Here is a 16,094-nt window from a genome sequence, read left to right on the forward strand (position 1 = left end):
GGCGGCGCGTCGAACTGCTCGCCCGTCGCACCGCCGCCTGGTCCGCGATCCGGCCGCCCGACGACGACCGCAGCACGCTTGTCGACGCGGCACGCTGGCTCGCCGGCCGGGGCGGTTTCCTCGGTACGGCGACCGGTCTGCTGGTCGAACTGGGCCGGCTGGACAACCTGGACGAGGTCGCCGCGCTCTGCGCGGGACGGCCCGTGGTGGCGACGCGCACCGCCGAGCGCGTCGGGACACGCCTGCGCGGCCTGCGCGAGTGGCCCGACCCGGCGGTGCTCGGCGAGACGGTGACACGGCTGGCCGGACGCGGCGACCTGGCCGGCGGGCTGTTCGCGGTGGCGCTGGTCCGGCACGGGGCCGGCTTCGGTTGGCCGGCCCCGTGGCGGGACCTGCTGCTCGGGCTGCGCCGGCACCCGGACCCCGACGTCCGGGACGAGGCGTACGCGATCGACATGACCTGACCGGAGCGGAACGAGGCGCCCGCACCGCGCCCGCCCGGTGCCGACCTCGGGTCTATGCGCGGCCACGGCGTGCGGCCCGCCACCCCGGGGTGGCGGGCCGCACGGACGACGTTCCGGTTCAGCAGTTCCGCAGGCAGCGCACGAACAGGTGCTCGCGACCGTCGCCCGGGTCGACGCCCAGGTCGGTGGCGCTGGACCGGAAGACGACGCGGCTGCCGTTGGCCGAGGCCACCCCGTCGAAGCTCGCGCGGTTGCCGGTGGTGCCGGCCGCGCCGGCGCTGACCGCGGTGGTCCGGCCGGTGCTCAGGTCCCGCACGAACACGTCGCTGGTGTTGCCGTTGACGTCCCGGGCGACCAGGTCCGTGGCCTCGGAGTAGAACGTCACGTACCGGCCGCCGGCGGCGAGCCGGCCGGAGTAGCTGAAGCTGTCGCCCGCGCCCGTGCCCCCGCGGTTGGCGGTCACCAGCGTGGTCGTGTCGGCGATCAGGTCGCGGACGTAGATGTCGCCCCGGTCGTTGGTGTCCGCCGCGACGTACGGCGAGTACGACTCCCAGGAGACCCGGGTGCCGTCCCGGTTGATGCTCGGATTGGTCGCGTCCGGGAGGCCGTCGCCGGTGGCCGGTCGGTTCGCCCGGACGGTGGCCTTCGAGACGAGGTCGTGGACGAAGATTCCGGTGCTGGTGCCGCCGTCGCCGACCCAGTCGCCGGCGCCGCTGAACACGACTCTGGTGCCGCTGCCGGAGATGGCGATCTGGAACGCCGTCAGGTCCGTCCCACCGTCGGCCTGGACGCTGACCCGGGTGGTCCGGCCGGTCCGCGTGTCGTGGACGAACGCCGCCTGACCGTTCAGCGCGCCACCCGCGTCGTCGACCTCGCCGTACGCGGTCGTGGTGAACGCGACCCACCGACCGTTGTCGGAGATCGTGGCCGCGCTGCTCACGCCCCGGATCTGCCGGCCGCCGGCGAAGACACTGGCCCGGGTGGTGACGCCGGTGTCCCGGTCGTGCACGAAGACGTCACGCTCGTTGTTGGTGTCGCCGGGAACCAGGTTGGACGCGTACGAGGTGAAGGCCACGTACCGGCCGGTGCCGGAGACGGCGGCCGTGTACTCGGCCCAGTCGTCGGCCGGTTGCCCATCCATGCCCCCGCTCACCAGCGTGGTCGTGCCGGTGAGCGTGTCCCGGACGAAGATGTCGGTGGCGTCGTTGACGTCGCCGGGCACCAGATTGTCCGAGGTGGAGGCGAACGCCACGTACCGGCCGTCGTCGGAGATGTCGGAGCCGCCGACCCCGCCGTTGCCGGGTGCGCCGTCCGGGGCGGCGTCGATCAGGGTGAGTGTGCCGGTCTCGGCCGCGTACGCGGGCACGGGCGTGAGGATCAGGGCGGCGACGCCGGCCGTGGCCAGGCAGACCCGAGGGCTCCAGGGGGTGCGCATGGCCGCAGATGCTAGCGATCCGGGACGGTCGGTGATGCCCCGTCAGGCCGCCCCGGACCGCCTGATCGTCGCCGCCACCGCGCCGAGGTCGTCGTTCATCTGGTGGTCCGCCCCGGGCAGCAGGTGCACCCGAGCCTGCGGGACGGCACCGGCGTAGAGGTCGGCGTGCGACGCCGGGGCGGTGCCGTCGCGCAGCCCGTGGAAGACGTGCACGGGCACGCCGTGCGGCAGCCGCGTGCCGAGGTCGGTCGGCAGCGTGAACCCGTCACCGGGCCAGCCGCCCGGGCCGACGAACGGGGCGGCGATCAGCACGATCGCCCCGAGTGCCCGGTCCGGCGCCCGCTCGGCGAGCGTGTGGGCCAGGATCGTCCCGCCCACCGAGTGTCCGACGACGACCGCGCCGTCGTCCAGGGTGGCCAGTTCCCGGCGGATGGCCGCGCTCCACGCGGCGTACGTCGGATCGTCCTCGTCGGGCATGCGGGGATAGCGGATGTCCTGGCCCGGGCCCAACTCCCGCCGCAGGCTGTCGACAAGCTTGTCGTCCCACTCGTCGTGGGTGCCGGCGCCGGCGCCCTGCACGAACAGGATCTGCCGGGGTCTCGTCATTTCACCCTTCCCCGCCTCGCTCAGTTCTCGCCGCGTGACGTCCATCCTCGCCGGTGCAGCCGATCGATGCGGTCCGAGGACGCGGACCGGCGTGAAGCGGGTCACGGAAACCGGGACGACTTCGGACCGCCCCTCCGCCTAGCGTGAGTGGCACGCAGTCCGCTGGGCTCCCGACCCGCCGGAGATGACGATGGCCCGTCGACCCGCACCCGTGCCGCCGCACCCGGCGGCTCCTCCCCCACGCCCACTCCTCGCGCGGGTCAAGGCGCTGCCACTGCCCGGCTTCGTCCTGGTATACCTGACGCTCTACTGCGCACTCCTCGGCGTCGGCACCGTCGTGAGCTACCGCCGGCTGGCGGACGACCCCAGCGTCGAAGGCTTCGTGGTCGAGGCGGCGCTCGCCGCCGCGTACATCGGACTGGCCTCGGTCCTGCCGTTCGCGGCCGCGCTCGCGGCGCTGTTCCTCCTCCGCGACGTCGGACCCGTCTGTTTCCGGGCGGCCGCCGTGGTGCTGTGCTGCCTGCCGTCGGTCTGCACGCCCGAGCCGGGTCAACTGGCGTACTACCTGCCGATCCAGGTGCTGGTGGCGCTGCTGGTGAGGCAGCCGTACGACCCGGACCGGGACCGGGTCGGGGTCCGTCACGACGCGTCCGGGAGCGTCCCGCCGCCGATCGGCGGCCCACCCGGTCGATGAGATGTTGGTACATTCGCGCTCCGCTGAGCGCCGACAGAAGGATCGAGCATGTCCGACACGGGGGCCGGAGCGCAGTTCGAATCGACGGAGGAACAACCTGACCCACCGCCCGCACCGCCGACGTACGGGCCGCCGATGCCGGTCCCGCCGTACGGACCCCAGCTCGTGGCCGGTCCGCCGGCGCCGGGTCAGGCCAATCGCGGCCTGATCATCGCCGTGGTGACGCTGGGCGTGCTGCTGCTGCTGGCGTGCACCGGCCTGGTCGGCGGTGCCTTCCTGCTGCGCGCCGGCGCCGACGACCCGGCGGGACCGCTGCCGGGCACCGGGTCGTCGCCTGCCGCCGACGACCCGACGGCGCCCGGCCCGACCGCGTCCGGCCCCACCGGCAGCGCCGAGCCGGCACCGCAGGGACCGCAGGCCAGCGACTTCGCCGCCAGCGAGATCGCCGACCTGAACGACGTGTGCGACGGCGTCCTCTACTACCCGCAGTCACCGAAGCGGGCCGGGAAGGCCCCGCACCCGGTGGCGCTGCTCGTCGGGGACGCTCCGGGCGGGCAACGCCGCCATGACAACGGCTACTACTACGACGAGGGTCTGTCCAAGCCGGTGGAGCGGATCTGGGCGTCGGACGATCCCAAGACCGTGCAGATGGTCGCCTGCCTCGACCGGGTGAGCACCGGCACGACGATCCGCACGTGCCGCTACGACGACCCGAAGCCGGACACCCTGACGCTGCTGAAGGCCACCTACCGCCTCCGCGTCCACGAGGTGGCGACCGGCCGGAAGCTGTTGGACAAGACCATGGGCGGCGACGACCAGGCCTGCCCGTACGTGGTGCTGGTCGGCGCGGACAAGAAGATCTACGCCGAGGTCAGTGACCGGTCGCTGCTGGCCGCGCTGCGCAACCTGGTGAAGCGGTAGGTCGACCGGGCGGCCGGTGATCGCCGGCCGTCCGGTCGCCGCCGGGACGGCAAAGTCGGATGCCGCCCGCCCCGTCGTCGTGTTCACTGTCTCCCCGTGGATCGTCAACGGCTCAGCAGCATCGCGCACACGCACCATCCGATCGCGGCGCCGATCTCCGGCGTCAACGTCAACCGGCTCCTGCGCCGGGCCGACCGGCGACCGTCCGCGCGCATCCTCGACCTCGGCTGCGGTGAGGCGGCCTGGGCGCTGCAGGCCCTCGCCCTCCACCCGGACGGGCACGCCGACGGCGTCGACGTCAGCCGGTACGCGCTGGAGCGCGCCGCGACCGCGGCGACCGAGCGAGGCCTCGCCGACCGGCTCACCCTGCACGAGCGCGACGCCCGCGCGTACGTGCCGGACGGCGACCACGACCTGGTGATGTGCGTCGGGGCGACGCACGTCTTCGACGGGTTCGCGGGGACGCTGCGGCTGGCCGGGCGACACGTGCACCCGGACGGGATCCTCCTGGTCGGCGAGGGCTTCTGGCAGGCCGCGCCGACCCCGCAGGCGCTGGCGGCGCTCGACGCGAAGCCCGAGGAGTTCACCGATCTCGCCGGTCTGGTGGACGTCGCCGAGGAGGTCGGGTGGACCCCGGTGTACGCGCACGTCAGCGACGCCGCCGAGTGGGACCACTACGAGTGGTCCTGGGTCGGGTCGCTCACCGAGTGGGCGCTCGACAACCCGGGCCACCCGGACGCCGGGGACGCGTTGGCGGTCGCGCGCGAGCACCGGGACCAGTGGCTGCGCGGCTACCGGGACGTGTTGGGCTTCGCCACCCTGGTGCTGCGCCGCACCTGAGGCCGGCTCGCGTCCGGTGGCGGATGTGCCGGCCACGTCGATCCGATCGCGGGTTCCGCCGCGTCGTCGATGTTCTGGTGCGACGATGGACGACGTGGGAACCGCCAAGACCGCCATGCCTTCCATCTCGCCGCTGGCCGGCGAGCCGATCAAGCGCGCCGACGCCGAGCGGCTCGCGGGGGTGCTGAAGGCTTTCGCCGACCCGGCTCGACTGCGGCTGCTCAGCCTGATCCAGTCCGCCCCGCAGGGCGAGGCGTCGGTGAGTGACCTGACCGCCCCGCTCGGGCTGTCCCAGCCGACGGTGAGTCACCATCTCCGGATCCTCACCGAGGCCGGCCTGCTGGAGCGCGAGAAGCGCGGGGTGTGGGCCTACTACCGGGTGGTCCCCGCCGCGATCGCCGCGATCGCCGACCTGTTGACGCCGCCCCGGAAGCGGGCGACGAAGAAGGCCCGCTGAGCGCAGCCGCTGGTGAGCGGTCGGGTCGACGGCCGGTCCGCCGGGCTCGGCCGGCCGGCGGCCGTCCCGCCCGGTCGCGTGCCGCCTCCCGTCGGGACTCCCCGTCACTTCGAGAGTGTGCTCTAATTACCGGCGTCGATGTTTGCGATAACATCGGTGACCGGCAGGCCACCACCGTCGGCAATCCCGACCCCGCCGCCTGCACGATCTCCGTCCCGAGATCGTGGTTCCAGCGGTTGAGTCGACGCCGCGACTGTTAGCGTTTCCATCGACGGCAATCCACCACCCGCGAGACTTCTCGCCGGCACGGACGGTCCGGGAGCCTCGCGTACCCGAGGAGCCGTCATGGTCATCTCCCGTCTCCGGCCCGGCCGGGCCGGACGCTCCCATCCGCTCGTCACGTCCGCCGCGGCCGACCCGGTCGCCGACGGTCCGGGGCGACGGAGAGCGACGTCAGCCCGGCCCCGGCATCGGACCAGGCGCCGGATCGCCCTGCTCGCCAGCCTGCTCGCCCTGGTGGGGTCGTTCCCGGCGGTCGCCCGGGCCGACAACCCCATCGTGCAGACGATCTACACGGCCGACCCGGCGCCGCTGGTCCACAACGGTCGGGTCTACCTCTACACCGGCCACGACGAGGACAACTCGACCTGGTTCACCATGAAGGAGTGGCGGGTCTACTCGTCCGACGACATGGTGAACTGGACCGACCACGGATCTCCGCTCACCATCGCCAGTTTCAGCTGGGCCAAGTCCGACGCGTGGGCCGGCCAGGCGGTCCACCGCAACGGCAAGTTCTACTGGTACGTGCCGATGACGGTACGGGCGACCGGCCAGATGGGCATCGGCGTAGCGGTCTCCGACAGCCCGACCGGCCCGTTCCGGGACGCGATCGGACGCCCGCTGGTGAGCAACGGCGAGATCGACCCCACCGTGTTCATCGACGACGACGGCCAGGCGTACCTCTACTGGGGCAACCCGCGCCTGTGGTACGTCAAGCTCAACGCGGACATGACGTCGTACTCGGGCAGCCCCACGCAGATCCCGCTGACCACGGCGGGCTTCGGCACCCGGACCGGGGACGCGAACCGGCCGACCCTGTTCGAGGAGGGGCCCTGGGTCTACAAGCGCAACGGCCTCTACTACCTGGTCTACGCGGCCAAGTGCTGCTCGGAGTTCATCGCCTACTCGACCGCGCCGGGCCCGTTGGGGCCGTGGACCTACCGCGGGACGGTCATGCCCACCCAGGGCAGCAGCTTCACCAACCACCCCGGGATCGTCGACTTCAAGGGCGGCTCCTACTTCTTCTACCACAACGGGGCGCTACCGGGCGGTGGCGGTTTCACCCGCTCGGTGGCGGTGGAGAAGTTCTCGTACGGCGCGGACGGCTCCATCCCGACCATCAGCATGACCAACACCGGCGCTCCGCAGGTGGGGACCCTGAACCCGTACGTCAGGCAGGAGGCCGAGACGATCGCCTGGGGGTCCGGGGTGGAGACGGAGCCGAGCAGCGCCGGCGGGATGAACGTCGGCTGGATCGACAACGGGGACCACATCAAGGTCAAGGGCGTCGCCTTCGGCGCCGGCGCGGCCTCGTACACCGCCCGGGTGGCCTCGGCCGCCGGCGGGGGCACCATCGAGGTCCGCCTCGACAGCGCCACCGGGACCGTGGTGGGCACCTGCCGGGTGTCCGGCACCGGCGGGTGGCAGACCTGGACCGACACCACGTGCCCGGTCAGCGGCGCCACCGGCACCCACGACCTCTACCTGCGGTTCACCGGCGGCAGCGGATCGCTGTTCAACGTCGACCACTGGCGGTTCACCCCGACCGGCGGCGGGACGCCGCCGACCACCCCGCCGCCGACGACCCCGCCACCCACCACGCCGCCGCCGGCCACGGACGCCTGCACCGCGAGCTACCGCACCACCAGCACCTGGTCCGGTGGTTTCCAGGGCGAGGTGACCGTCACGGCCGGCGCCTCGGCGATCAACGGGTGGACCGTCGGCTGGAGCCTGGCCGCCGGCCAGAGCGTCAGCCAGGTCTGGGGCGGCACGTTGAGCACCAGCGGCTCCACCGCGACCGTCCGCAACGTGTCGTACAACGGCTCCGTGCCCGCCGCGGGCTCGACCACGTTCGGCTTCCTGGCGGACGGGTCGCCGTCGACGCCGTCCCTGACCTGCACCACCCCCTGACCCGCGCCAGTGCTGGAGAGAGGAACAGTCATGCGAACGAGGACAGGAGCGTGGCTCGCCGCGCTGGCCATGACCGTCGCCGGCCTGCTGGTGCCGACCGGTCCGGCGGGCGCGGAGTCCAACGGCGGGGTCCGGGTGATGCCGCTCGGTGACTCGATCACCGAGGGGACCCAGGTCCCCGGCGGCTACCGGATCGGCCTGTGGCAGCGGCTCGCCGCCGGCGGCTACCGGGTCGACCTGGTCGGTTCCCAGTTCAACGGGCCGGGCAGCCTCGGCGACCACGACCACGAGGGTCACCCCGGCTGGCGGATCGACCAGATCGACGCGAACATCACCGGCTGGCTGACCACCTACCGGCCGCGCACCGTGTTGCTGCACATCGGCACCAACGACATCCTCCAGAACTACAACGTCGCCGGCGCGCCGGGCCGGCTCTCCGCGCTGATCGACCGCATCACCACGACCGCGCCGGATGCCGACGTGTTCGTGGCCCAGATCATCCCGCTGGCCAACGCGGGCCAGGAGTCGGCGGTACGCACGTTCAACGCCGCCGTCCCGGGCATCGTCCAGGCCAAGGTGAACGCCGGCCGACGGGTCCACCTGGTCGACCAGCACTCGGCGCTGACCACCGCCGACCTGATCGACGGCGTCCATCCGACCGCGGCCGGCTACGACAAGATGGCCGCCGTCTGGTACCGCGCGCTCCAGTCGGTGTCCGGCAGCATCGGTACGCCGGGCAGCGGCGGCGGCACCTACCAGAACGTGCAGGTGGTGAACTCCGGCTCGGGCCGGTGCCTGGACGTGCCGAACGGCAGCACCACCAACGGCACCGCGGTGCAGCTCTACGACTGCTGGGGCGGCACCCCGCAGCGCTGGACCTACACCTCCGCCAAGCAGTTGCAGGTGCTGGGCGGGAAGTGTCTGGACGCCAGCGGGCGGGGCACCGCCAACGGCACCAGCGTGATCGTCTGGGACTGCACCGGCCAGGCCAACCAGCAATGGAACCTGAACGCGAACGGCACGATCAGCGGGGTGCAGTCGGGGCGCTGCCTGGACGCCGCCAACTACGGCACCGCCAACGGCACCAGGATCAACCTCTGGGACTGCCACGGCGGCGCCAACCAGCAATGGAGCATCCGCGGCTGACGCGTCAGAACCGGTGGGTGTTGCGCAGCGCCACCCGCAGGTTCTCCCCGATGTCGCGGGTCAGCGGGTCGTCCGGGCCGAACGCCCGGACGGCCCGCTCGTGACTGGACCGCAGCAGGTCCAGCGCGGCGCCGGCGTCGCCGGTCATGAACAGCGAGACGCCGAGCGTCTTGGCCGTGGCGAGGGTCTGCGCGTGGTCCTGGCCGAGCCGGCGGCGCTGCCGTCGCAGCGTGTCCTCCAGCAGCGGCAGGCCCTCGCCCCACTGGCGCATGACCACCAGCGCGCACCCGAGGTTGTAGGCGTAGACCAGCGTGACCGGGTCACCGGCGCCGAGGCTCGACGTGGCGCGGCGGTGGGCCTCCCGGTGCCGCTGGGCCGACTCGTCGAGCCGGCGCAGGCGGAACAGCGCCGATCCCCACCGGTCGAGGGTGCGCAGCGTCTCGGGATGGGCCGGGCCGAGTTGCCGCTCGCAGTCGGCGGACAGCGTGCGCCAGGCGCGCTCGGCGTCCGCGTACCGGCCGGCCTCGAAGAGAGCCAGGCCGGTCTGCGCGCGCCGCTCCAGGTCGGCGGGGATCGGTCGGGATCGGGACGGCAGGAATCTCACGGCTCCTCCTCCGGTCGGTCACATCGCTGCGGCCACCCCGACTCTATCGACGACTGTCTACTCCGGGTGGCGCGCCGGACACGGCGCGCCACCCGGCGGGTCAGACCGCCGGCGCCCCGACCGCGTCCAGCTCGGCGAGCGCGTCGGCGGGCAGCTCCAGGGCCGCGCCGGCGACGTTCTCGCGCAGGTGCGCGACCGACGACGTGCCGGGGATGAGCAAGATGTTCGGCGACCGGTGCAGCAGCCAGGCGAGCGCCACGGCCATCGGGGTGCTCGCCAACCGCTTCGCTACCCGGTCCAGGACCTCCGACTGCAACGGCGAGAAGCCGCCCAGCGGGAAGTACGGCACGTAGGCGATGCCCTGCCGGGCGGTGCTGTCGACCAACTCGTCGTCGTCGCGGTGGGCCAGGTTGTAGAAGTTCTGCACGCACACCACCGGGGCGATCGACTGCGCCTCGGCGAGCTGCTCCGCGGTGACCGTGCTCAGACCCAGGTGCCGGATCAACCCCTGGTCGCGCAGCTCGACGAGCGCGCCGAACTGCTCCGCGATCGAGCCCGGCTCGGGCGCGTCGAAGCCGCCGACCCGCAGGTTCACCACGTCCAGCGCCGGCAGGTCGAGGCGGCGCAGGTTGTCGTGCACCTGCTGGGTCAGCTCGGCCGGGGTGCGGGCGTGCGGCCATCCACCCTGGTCGTCCCGCCGGGCGCCGACCTTGGTGACGATGTGCAGGTCGTCGGGGTACGGCGCGAGCGCCTCCCGAATGATCTCGTTGGTCACGTACGGGCCGTAGAAGTCCGCCGTGTCGATGTGCCGGATGCCCAGCTCGACGGCCGTCCGCAGGACGGCGACGGCGGCGTCGCGGTCCCGGGGCGGGCCGAAGACGCCCGGACCCGCCAACTGCATGGCGCCATAGCCGATCCGGGTGAGGGTGAGGTCCCCGACCTGGTAGGTGCCGCCGGGGAGCTTGTCGCCGGTCATGGGTTCCCTTCCGCGCGCCGGAATCTCCGGCCGCACCCCGTACGGTGCCCGTCGGCGGCCGGCGCAACCAGGCCCCGCCGGTCCCGGGATCGGCGGGGCCGGGACGGGCGGCCACGGCGCATCCCCAGCGGCGGGCCCGGCCGCTCCGTACAGTGCGAAGACAGCACCGTCGCGAAGAGGAGAGCCATGTCGAAGCCGCCGCTGCCCGAGCCCGCCGTCGCCATGCTGCGCAAGCCGAACCCCGCCGTCATCGCCACCCTGCGCCCCGACGGTCAACCGGTCTCCGCGGCGACCTGGTACCTGTGGGACGACGGGCGGATCCTGGTGAACATGGACGAGGGCCGCCGCCGGCTGAGCCACCTGCGCAACGACCCCCGGGTCACCCTGACCGTGCTGGACGAGCAGGGCTGGTACACCCACCTGAGCGTCATCGGGCACGTGACCGAGCTGCGCGACGACGAGGACCTGGCGGACATCGACCGACTCGCCCGGCACTACACCGGCAACCCCTACCCGCGTCGCGAGCGGGCCCGGGTCAGCGCGCTGATCGAGATCGACCGCTGGCACGGCTGGGGCGAGCTGAAGGACAACAGCCAGGTGGGCTGACCCCCGGATGTCCGACAGGTGCGGAACACTGGCGGGCATGGCTGACCCACGGCGACCGCGAATTCGCTCGCGCGCCGGGCAGGGCTGGGTCAGTCTGGTGACGTGATCCTCATCCAGCGGGTTCGGGTCCGGTGGTCGGCCGCGGCACGCGGCGCGCCGGCCGCGAACGCCCGACGCGGCCTCAACCAGCCGGTGGCACTGCCCCGGGATCTGCCGGAGGGCGACGTGGTGATCCACGACGTCCTGGTCGACGAGGCGGACGACTACACGCCCCGGCACGAGGTGCTGACGGGAAGCCCGGGCCGGGCCCACGCCGTCGGTCTGTGGCTCAGCCGCCGGGAGGTGACGCTCGGCGTCGACCGGCTGCCCACCTGGGCGGCCTACCCGCACCCGCGCGCGTCCTCCCACCTCTTCGCGCTCGCCCCGGGGCAGGTGGGCCGCTACCGCGCCAACTTCCGGTTCACCGGCTGCTCGTGCAGCCCGAGCTGGTACTTCGAGGACTGGGTCGTGCACGTCAGCCACGGTCTGGTGGACCGCGACCGCTTCGAGCAGGGCCGGCCGGACCGCGACCTCGACGACCGCGTGCACCTCTACGGCGGGACGGGCCGCCCGGCCCGCCGACCGTGCGCACCCGCGCTCACCGGTGCCGGAGCAGGCGCCGCTCGGCCATGAAGGCCCGCAACGTCTCGTCGTCCCCGGTGGACATCAGTCGGCGCGGGATGACGGTCGCCGGCATCCGGCCGACGTAGACGATCCAGAACTCCGGTGTCTCCTCGACCCGGGCGACGCCGTCCCAGGCGATGCCACCGGACTCCGACCCGCTGCGCATCATGATGTTGTCGTCGGTGATGTCGTAGCCGCCCTCGACGGCGTAGCCGGCGGAGCGGCGTCGGGCCCGCCACCGCACCCACGGGGCGTAGAGCATCGACAGCACGCCCCCGACGAGCAGCGCCAGCCAGAGCGTCGAGAACCGGTCGCCCCAGCCGGACGTCCGGGAGACGACGAGACCGAGCGCACCGACCGCCGCCAGCACGGCGCCGATGTAGCCGAACCGGCGCAACCGGACGCCGCTGAGCACGGCGGCCACCCGGCCCGGGTAGGCGGGGTCGGCCGGGACGTCGAAGCGAATGTGCACGCCCGAACGATAACCGCCCGCCGGCCCGGCCCGGCCGTCACCCGGAGCCTGTTATCGCTCACACCGGCCCTGCTCGCTGCCGGGGCGGTTGAGAATGTTATCGATAACCTGCTATCTTTCGGCACGGGAGCGCCAGGGCACGCTCCCGGTCACCCGCCACGGCGCGTCGGGGCACCCGCCCCCACCGCCCGAGGTCCGGCCGGTGACCAGTCCGGGCCGATCCGTCGTTGCCAGCCGTCCACAGGTGGCCGCCGGACGTTCGGGCCCGGCCCCACGCCCACGTCTCCACGCCACCTCGGGTGAACCCGCGACGACGGGCACCCTCGCGCGCACCGCCGGCACCACACCACCCCCCCACCGGCACGGAGGCAAGCAATGGTGAAACGTACACAGCTCCTTTCGTCCCTGGCCGCGGCGGCCGTTCTGCTCGCGGCGACCGCCGGCGCGCTCAGCGGCGGCCCCGGCGGCGCGGCGGAGGCCGCGACGAACGGCACGCTCGCGGCGACCGCCGGCTGCGGCAAGGCCCCGACGCTCACCAGCGGCACCCGCACCATCTCCAGCGGCGGACAGAACCGCAGCTACATCCTGCGGATCCCGGACGGGTACGACCGGAACCGCCCCTACCGGCTGATCTTCGGTTTCCACTGGCTGAACGGCTCGGCGAACAACGTCGCCTCGGCCGGCTACTACGGGCTCCTGCCGCTGTCGAACAACAGCACGATCTTCGTGGCGCCACAGGGCATCGACAACGGCTGGGCCAACACCAACGGCCGGGACCTGACGCTCTTCGACGACATCTCCCGCCAGGTCGAGAACGACCTCTGCGTCGACACGACGCAACGGTTCGCGCTCGGCTGGAGCTACGGCGGGGCGATGAGCTACGCGGTGGCCTGCGCCCGACCGACAGTCGTCCGCGCGGTCACCGTGCTGTCCGGCGCCAACCTCAGCGGATGCAACGGCGGCACGCAGCCCGTCGCCTACTTCGGCATCCACGGCATCTACGACAGCGTGCTCAACATCTCGATGGGGCGGTCGCTGCGCGACACGTTCGTCCGCAACAACGGCTGCACGGCGCAGAGCCCGCGCGAGCCGAGCCGCGGCAGCCTCACCCACGTCACCACCACCTACGCCGGCTGCCGGGCCGGTTACCCCGTGCAGTGGGCCGCCTTCGACGGTGACCACACGCCCAGTCCGGTCGACGGCTCACCCAGCCCGAACGACTCCCGGACCTGGACGTCGGCGGAGATCTGGCGGTTCTTCTCCCAGTTCGAGTCCACCACCCCGCCCACCACCACCCCGCCGACGACCACGCCCCCGACCACCACGCCGCCCACGACGCCCCCGCCGACCGGTGGCCCCTGCGCGGCCACGTACCGCAGCGTCAACACCTGGCCGGGCGGCTTCCAGGGCGAGGTGACCGTGGCCAACACCGGCACCGCTTCCCTCAACGGCTGGACGGTCCGGCTGACGCTGGCCGGCGGCCAGGCCGTCAGCAGCCTGTGGAGCGGCGTCAACACCGGCACCACCGGCACCGTCGCCGTCCGCAACGCCCCCTACAACGGCACGCTCGGCCCGAACGCCTCGACGACGTTCGGGTTCACCGCCACCGGCGACGGCGCCACCGCGCCGAGCAACCTGACCTGCACCAGCCCCTGAACGTGGGCCGTCCCCGGTGCCCTGCGGGCACCGGGGACGGCTCACCTACCGCTGCGCGGCCCAGAAGACGTAGACCGCGCCGTACGGCACGGCGGCCGTCGTGCCGTCGACGCACGCGCCGGACGGCGCCACCCCGCCCGAGGTCAGCAGCCGACTGATGTACGCGACGTCGCCGAGGACCCCCGCGCCGGTGTGGGAGTCGACGGTGAGCAGCAGCTCGGGGATCGTGCCCGGACGCGGGCTCTCGGCGGTCTTCTTCGCGGTGATCAGCGAGCCGTCGCGCTCGGACTGCCAGCTCGGGCCCTTGAAGTGGTGCACCCGACCGCCGGTGCCGAACAACCGCGCCTCCGGCACCGACGCGCCGGTGAACACGCCTCCGGTGCACGTGTAGGTCTGTGTTCCCCGCGTGACGACGTACGCGCCGAGCGGGCGCGATCCCGCCGGCGGCCGGATCGCCGGGGCGATGAGGGTGGCCTCGGCGACCGTGGCGGTCGGGGTCGCCGCGGCGGCGGCGGTCTGGTGGGTCACCGCGCCGGTCGTCGCCAGGACGCCGGCCAGGCCGACGGCCGAGAGCGCCCGCAGGCGGGGACGAGACGTAGTGCGCATGCCGTTCCTCCATTCGGGGCAGGCGCGTCCGCACCCACCTCCGTCGTCAACGGACGGCGCACGGCCATCGATCAATTCCGCCGCGGTTCTGCCGGTCGCCAATCCGACAGCGCGGGCGCGGTCCGGTCGAGCGCCTCGTACTCGGCCGGCGGTCGCACCAGTTCCGGGTGCGACACCCAGTAGCGCTCACCGTGGATCTCCCGCATCGCCCAGTGCCACGCGTCGTCGTGGAAGACCAGCCCTCGGTAAGGAGCGTCGCGCTCCTCGAACGGATACCGTCGCACCGCCGCCGCCTCCGCCTGGTCGGCGTCGAGATCCCCGTACCGCCGCATCACCCACGCGAAGCTTCGCCGCTCCTCGTGCAGGTGCCGGACGTACTCCTCCTCGGTCCACTCCACCCGGTCTGTGCCCGGAGCGGAAACGGCGGCACCGGCCCCCTGGCGGTCGAGGATGGTCCGGGCCAGCGCGGCCAGGCCGGTCCGCAGGTCGTCGTCGGCCCGGCCGCCGAGATCTCCCTCGAGACGCTCCGCGAGGGCGGCGACCGCCGGGAGCAGGTCGTGCAACCGGCTGCCGTCGTGGCCCACCAGGTAGAGATCGTGGATCCCCCGCTCGGCGGGGATGCTGCCGTCGAGGACCCGCTCGCAGGTGCCGACCGTGACCAGCTCCACCGCGGTCGGCAGGTCGGGCTCCGGCAACCCGACCTCGGCGACGACCTCCGCCAGTCGCCGGTTCGCGTCGTGCACCGACAGCGTCCGGGCCGACTCCGCCGCGAGCGACGCCACGGCGTCGCCGCCGACCCCGGCCACGAGGAGGTCGCAGGCCAGCATCACCGCCTGACGCGGGTCCGCGTCGCGGATCAGGGCGCGGGCCTGTTCGACCCGGAGCCGGCGAAGCAACCCGTCGTCCATCAGCCGAGACTAGGCGATCGCCGGCCGACCGATGGGTTCGTCACCGTGGGCCCTGCCGTCGTGCCGGGGTGTGACCCGCGAGCGGGTCACACCCCGGAACGCGTCAGCAGCCGATCCGGCTGGATCCGACCGCGACGTCGTCGTACCAGAGGGTGTCGGCACCGCCGCCGTAGCTCTCCCAGCCCAGCTTCAGGTCGGTGAGCTGCGGTCGCCAGGTGCGGTTGTACCACTGGCCGTCGACGTCGTGCGTCGGTACGCCGTCCGCGGTCAGCCCGGTGACCGCCGCCCCGTCCAGCCAGGTGCGGAGCTGCCCGGCCGCGCCGTCGACCATGAACTCCAGGCAGGCCCACCGGTTGGTGGGCAGCGGAACGCTCTGCGCCACCCCGGCCGGGCTCTGCTCGGGCAGGGTGGCGTCGTCGGACGCGCGGTTCCACTGCAGGGCCCCGTTCTGGCCGCCCATCCGCAGGTCCTTGTTGCCGTCGGCGGCGTCGGTCATCGCGATCATCGTGGTGTGGTCGGTGGGTTGGGCGGTGGTGTGCCGGACCCAGATCCGGCCGTAGCGCACGCTGCCCAGGCTGCCGAGGTTCCTGGTGGACCGGATGAAGACGTGGTTGCAGTAGCCGGCGGCGCCGGTGATCCGGACCGCCCGGCTGCCGCTGTGCGTGGTGCTCGTGTCGACGGTGGCCGTGCCGGCGCCGGAGCAGTCCGGGTTGACCACGGTCCAGTCGCCGGACGGCGTCGAGCCGGTCTGGGTCTCGAAGCCGTCGCAGAGCACCGCCCCGGCGCACCCGGTCGGCGGCGGGCCGGTGGGCGGCTCGGTCGTCGGCGGGGCCGTGGTGGGCGGCGCGCT

The 16,094-nt window shown here is 73.2% G+C and carries 16 protein-coding genes and 2 pseudogenes; 10 read left to right on the forward strand and 8 right to left on the reverse strand.

Going from position 1 to position 16,094, the window contains the following annotated elements:
* A pseudogene (locus HUW36_RS10625) lies at positions 1 to 464 on the forward strand (hypothetical protein); the annotation flags it as partial.
* A gap of 118 nt (positions 465 to 582) precedes the next feature.
* On the opposite strand, the gene HUW36_RS10630 reads toward HUW36_RS10625, so the two are convergent.
* Together HUW36_RS10630 and HUW36_RS10635 are read right to left on the reverse strand one after the other, a co-directional pair.
* Positions 583 to 1,899 carry a TolB-like translocation protein gene (locus HUW36_RS10630; protein WP_174527987.1) on the reverse strand — a complete coding sequence of 439 codons (1,317 nt, stop codon included), beginning with the start codon at positions 1,897 to 1,899 and terminating at the stop codon, positions 583 to 585.
* Between the two features lie 42 nt (positions 1,900 to 1,941).
* Complete coding sequence (locus HUW36_RS10635; protein ID WP_174527988.1) at positions 1,942 to 2,505, reverse strand: alpha/beta fold hydrolase; 564 nt, start codon at positions 2,503 to 2,505, stop codon at positions 1,942 to 1,944.
* A 190-nt stretch (positions 2,506 to 2,695) separates the two neighbouring features.
* Here HUW36_RS10635 and HUW36_RS10640 point away from each other — a divergent pair, with 190 nt between their 5' ends.
* From HUW36_RS10640 to HUW36_RS10665, 6 genes are all read left to right on the forward strand, one after another.
* The gene (locus tag HUW36_RS10640) at positions 2,696 to 3,199 is read left to right on the forward strand and encodes a hypothetical protein (RefSeq protein WP_174527989.1); all 504 of its coding nucleotides are present in this window, start codon (positions 2,696 to 2,698) and stop codon (positions 3,197 to 3,199) included.
* A 135-nt stretch (positions 3,200 to 3,334) separates the two neighbouring features.
* The gene (locus HUW36_RS10645; protein WP_246248055.1) at positions 3,335 to 4,120 is read left to right on the forward strand and encodes a hypothetical protein; all 786 of its coding nucleotides are present in this window, start codon (positions 3,335 to 3,337) and stop codon (positions 4,118 to 4,120) included.
* Positions 4,121 to 4,216: 96 nt separating this feature from the next.
* Positions 4,217 to 4,960 (forward strand): SAM-dependent methyltransferase, encoded by a 744-nt coding sequence (locus tag HUW36_RS10650; RefSeq protein ID WP_174527990.1) that lies wholly within the window; start codon positions 4,217 to 4,219, stop codon positions 4,958 to 4,960.
* Positions 4,961 to 5,045: 85 nt separating this feature from the next.
* Positions 5,046 to 5,417 carry an ArsR/SmtB family transcription factor gene (locus HUW36_RS10655; RefSeq protein ID WP_174527991.1) on the forward strand — a complete coding sequence of 124 codons (372 nt, stop codon included), beginning with the start codon at positions 5,046 to 5,048 and terminating at the stop codon, positions 5,415 to 5,417.
* A gap of 345 nt (positions 5,418 to 5,762) precedes the next feature.
* Complete coding sequence (locus HUW36_RS10660) at positions 5,763 to 7,607, forward strand: family 43 glycosylhydrolase (protein ID WP_217428794.1); 1,845 nt, start codon at positions 5,763 to 5,765, stop codon at positions 7,605 to 7,607.
* Between the two features lie 30 nt (positions 7,608 to 7,637).
* Positions 7,638 to 8,753 (forward strand): RICIN domain-containing protein, encoded by a 1,116-nt coding sequence (locus HUW36_RS10665; RefSeq protein WP_174527992.1) that lies wholly within the window; start codon positions 7,638 to 7,640, stop codon positions 8,751 to 8,753.
* 4 nt (positions 8,754 to 8,757) lie between these two features.
* Here the strand turns inward: HUW36_RS10665 and HUW36_RS10670 are convergent, their stop codons facing one another.
* Both HUW36_RS10670 and HUW36_RS10675 read right to left on the reverse strand, forming a co-directional pair.
* On the reverse strand, positions 8,758 to 9,357 hold the full coding sequence (locus tag HUW36_RS10670; protein WP_174527993.1) for a tetratricopeptide repeat protein: 600 nt from the start codon (positions 9,355 to 9,357) through the stop codon (positions 8,758 to 8,760).
* A gap of 100 nt (positions 9,358 to 9,457) precedes the next feature.
* Entirely contained in the window at positions 9,458 to 10,333 is an 876-nt protein-coding gene (locus tag HUW36_RS10675; RefSeq protein ID WP_174527994.1) for an aldo/keto reductase family oxidoreductase, read from the reverse strand.
* Between the two features lie 186 nt (positions 10,334 to 10,519).
* On the opposite strand from HUW36_RS10675, the gene HUW36_RS10680 reads away from it, so the two are divergent.
* Positions 10,520 to 10,939, forward strand: a complete 420-nt coding sequence (locus HUW36_RS10680; RefSeq protein ID WP_174527995.1) for a PPOX class F420-dependent oxidoreductase — start codon at positions 10,520 to 10,522, stop codon at positions 10,937 to 10,939.
* 102 nt (positions 10,940 to 11,041) lie between these two features.
* Positions 11,042 to 11,611 (forward strand): hypothetical protein, encoded by a 570-nt coding sequence (locus HUW36_RS10685; RefSeq protein ID WP_246248057.1) that lies wholly within the window; start codon positions 11,042 to 11,044, stop codon positions 11,609 to 11,611.
* Here the strand turns inward: HUW36_RS10685 and HUW36_RS10690 are convergent.
* A complete protein-coding gene (locus HUW36_RS10690) occupies positions 11,577 to 12,074 on the reverse strand; it encodes a YcxB family protein (protein ID WP_174527996.1) in 498 nt (165 codons plus the stop codon). The two genes, HUW36_RS10685 and HUW36_RS10690, sit on opposite strands and share 35 nt — an antisense overlap.
* 375 nt (positions 12,075 to 12,449) lie before the next feature.
* Here HUW36_RS10690 and HUW36_RS10695 point away from each other — a divergent pair, with 375 nt between their 5' ends.
* Positions 12,450 to 13,730: a CE1 family esterase gene (locus HUW36_RS10695; RefSeq protein ID WP_174527997.1), complete on the forward strand. Its 1,281-nt coding sequence runs from the start codon at positions 12,450 to 12,452 to the stop codon at positions 13,728 to 13,730.
* A gap of 45 nt (positions 13,731 to 13,775) precedes the next feature.
* Here HUW36_RS10695 and HUW36_RS10700 read toward each other — a convergent pair whose 3' ends face one another.
* The 3 genes and pseudogenes from HUW36_RS10700 to HUW36_RS10715 form a co-directional block, all read right to left on the reverse strand.
* Positions 13,776 to 14,336 carry a DUF3455 domain-containing protein gene (locus HUW36_RS10700; protein ID WP_174527998.1) on the reverse strand — a complete coding sequence of 187 codons (561 nt, stop codon included), beginning with the start codon at positions 14,334 to 14,336 and terminating at the stop codon, positions 13,776 to 13,778.
* Positions 14,337 to 14,407: 71 nt separating this feature from the next.
* Positions 14,408 to 15,244 carry a hypothetical protein gene (locus HUW36_RS34395; protein ID WP_246248058.1) on the reverse strand — a complete coding sequence of 279 codons (837 nt, stop codon included), beginning with the start codon at positions 15,242 to 15,244 and terminating at the stop codon, positions 14,408 to 14,410.
* Between the two features lie 103 nt (positions 15,245 to 15,347).
* Positions 15,348 to 16,094, reverse strand: a pseudogene (locus HUW36_RS10715) (cellulose-binding protein); the annotation flags it as partial.

Source organism: Micromonospora maritima (assembly GCF_902825405.1).
Lineage (GTDB): Bacteria > Actinomycetota > Actinomycetes > Mycobacteriales > Micromonosporaceae > Micromonospora > Micromonospora maritima.

What these genes read in the sequence shown, in the direction of transcription:
- HUW36_RS10675 (WP_174527994.1), bottom strand. Translation starts at nt 10,333, where the DNA reads ATGACCGGCGACAAGCTCCCCGGCGGCACCTACCAGGTCGGGGACCTC.
- HUW36_RS10665 (WP_174527992.1), top strand. Translation starts at nt 7,638, where the DNA reads ATGCGAACGAGGACAGGAGCGTGGCTCGCCGCGCTGGCCATGACCGTC.
- HUW36_RS10640 (WP_174527989.1), top strand. Translation starts at nt 2,696, where the DNA reads ATGGCCCGTCGACCCGCACCCGTGCCGCCGCACCCGGCGGCTCCTCCC.
- HUW36_RS10660 (WP_217428794.1), top strand. Translation starts at nt 5,763, where the DNA reads ATGGTCATCTCCCGTCTCCGGCCCGGCCGGGCCGGACGCTCCCATCCG.
- HUW36_RS34395 (WP_246248058.1), bottom strand. Translation starts at nt 15,244, where the DNA reads ATGGACGACGGGTTGCTTCGCCGGCTCCGGGTCGAACAGGCCCGCGCC.
- HUW36_RS10695 (WP_174527997.1), top strand. Translation starts at nt 12,450, where the DNA reads ATGGTGAAACGTACACAGCTCCTTTCGTCCCTGGCCGCGGCGGCCGTT.
- HUW36_RS10655 (WP_174527991.1), top strand. Translation starts at nt 5,046, where the DNA reads ATGGACGACGTGGGAACCGCCAAGACCGCCATGCCTTCCATCTCGCCG.
- HUW36_RS10680 (WP_174527995.1), top strand. Translation starts at nt 10,520, where the DNA reads ATGTCGAAGCCGCCGCTGCCCGAGCCCGCCGTCGCCATGCTGCGCAAG.
- HUW36_RS10700 (WP_174527998.1), bottom strand. Translation starts at nt 14,336, where the DNA reads ATGCGCACTACGTCTCGTCCCCGCCTGCGGGCGCTCTCGGCCGTCGGC.
- HUW36_RS10645 (WP_246248055.1), top strand. Translation starts at nt 3,335, where the DNA reads ATGCCGGTCCCGCCGTACGGACCCCAGCTCGTGGCCGGTCCGCCGGCG.
- HUW36_RS10630 (WP_174527987.1), bottom strand. Translation starts at nt 1,899, where the DNA reads ATGCGCACCCCCTGGAGCCCTCGGGTCTGCCTGGCCACGGCCGGCGTC.
- HUW36_RS10635 (WP_174527988.1), bottom strand. Translation starts at nt 2,505, where the DNA reads ATGACGAGACCCCGGCAGATCCTGTTCGTGCAGGGCGCCGGCGCCGGC.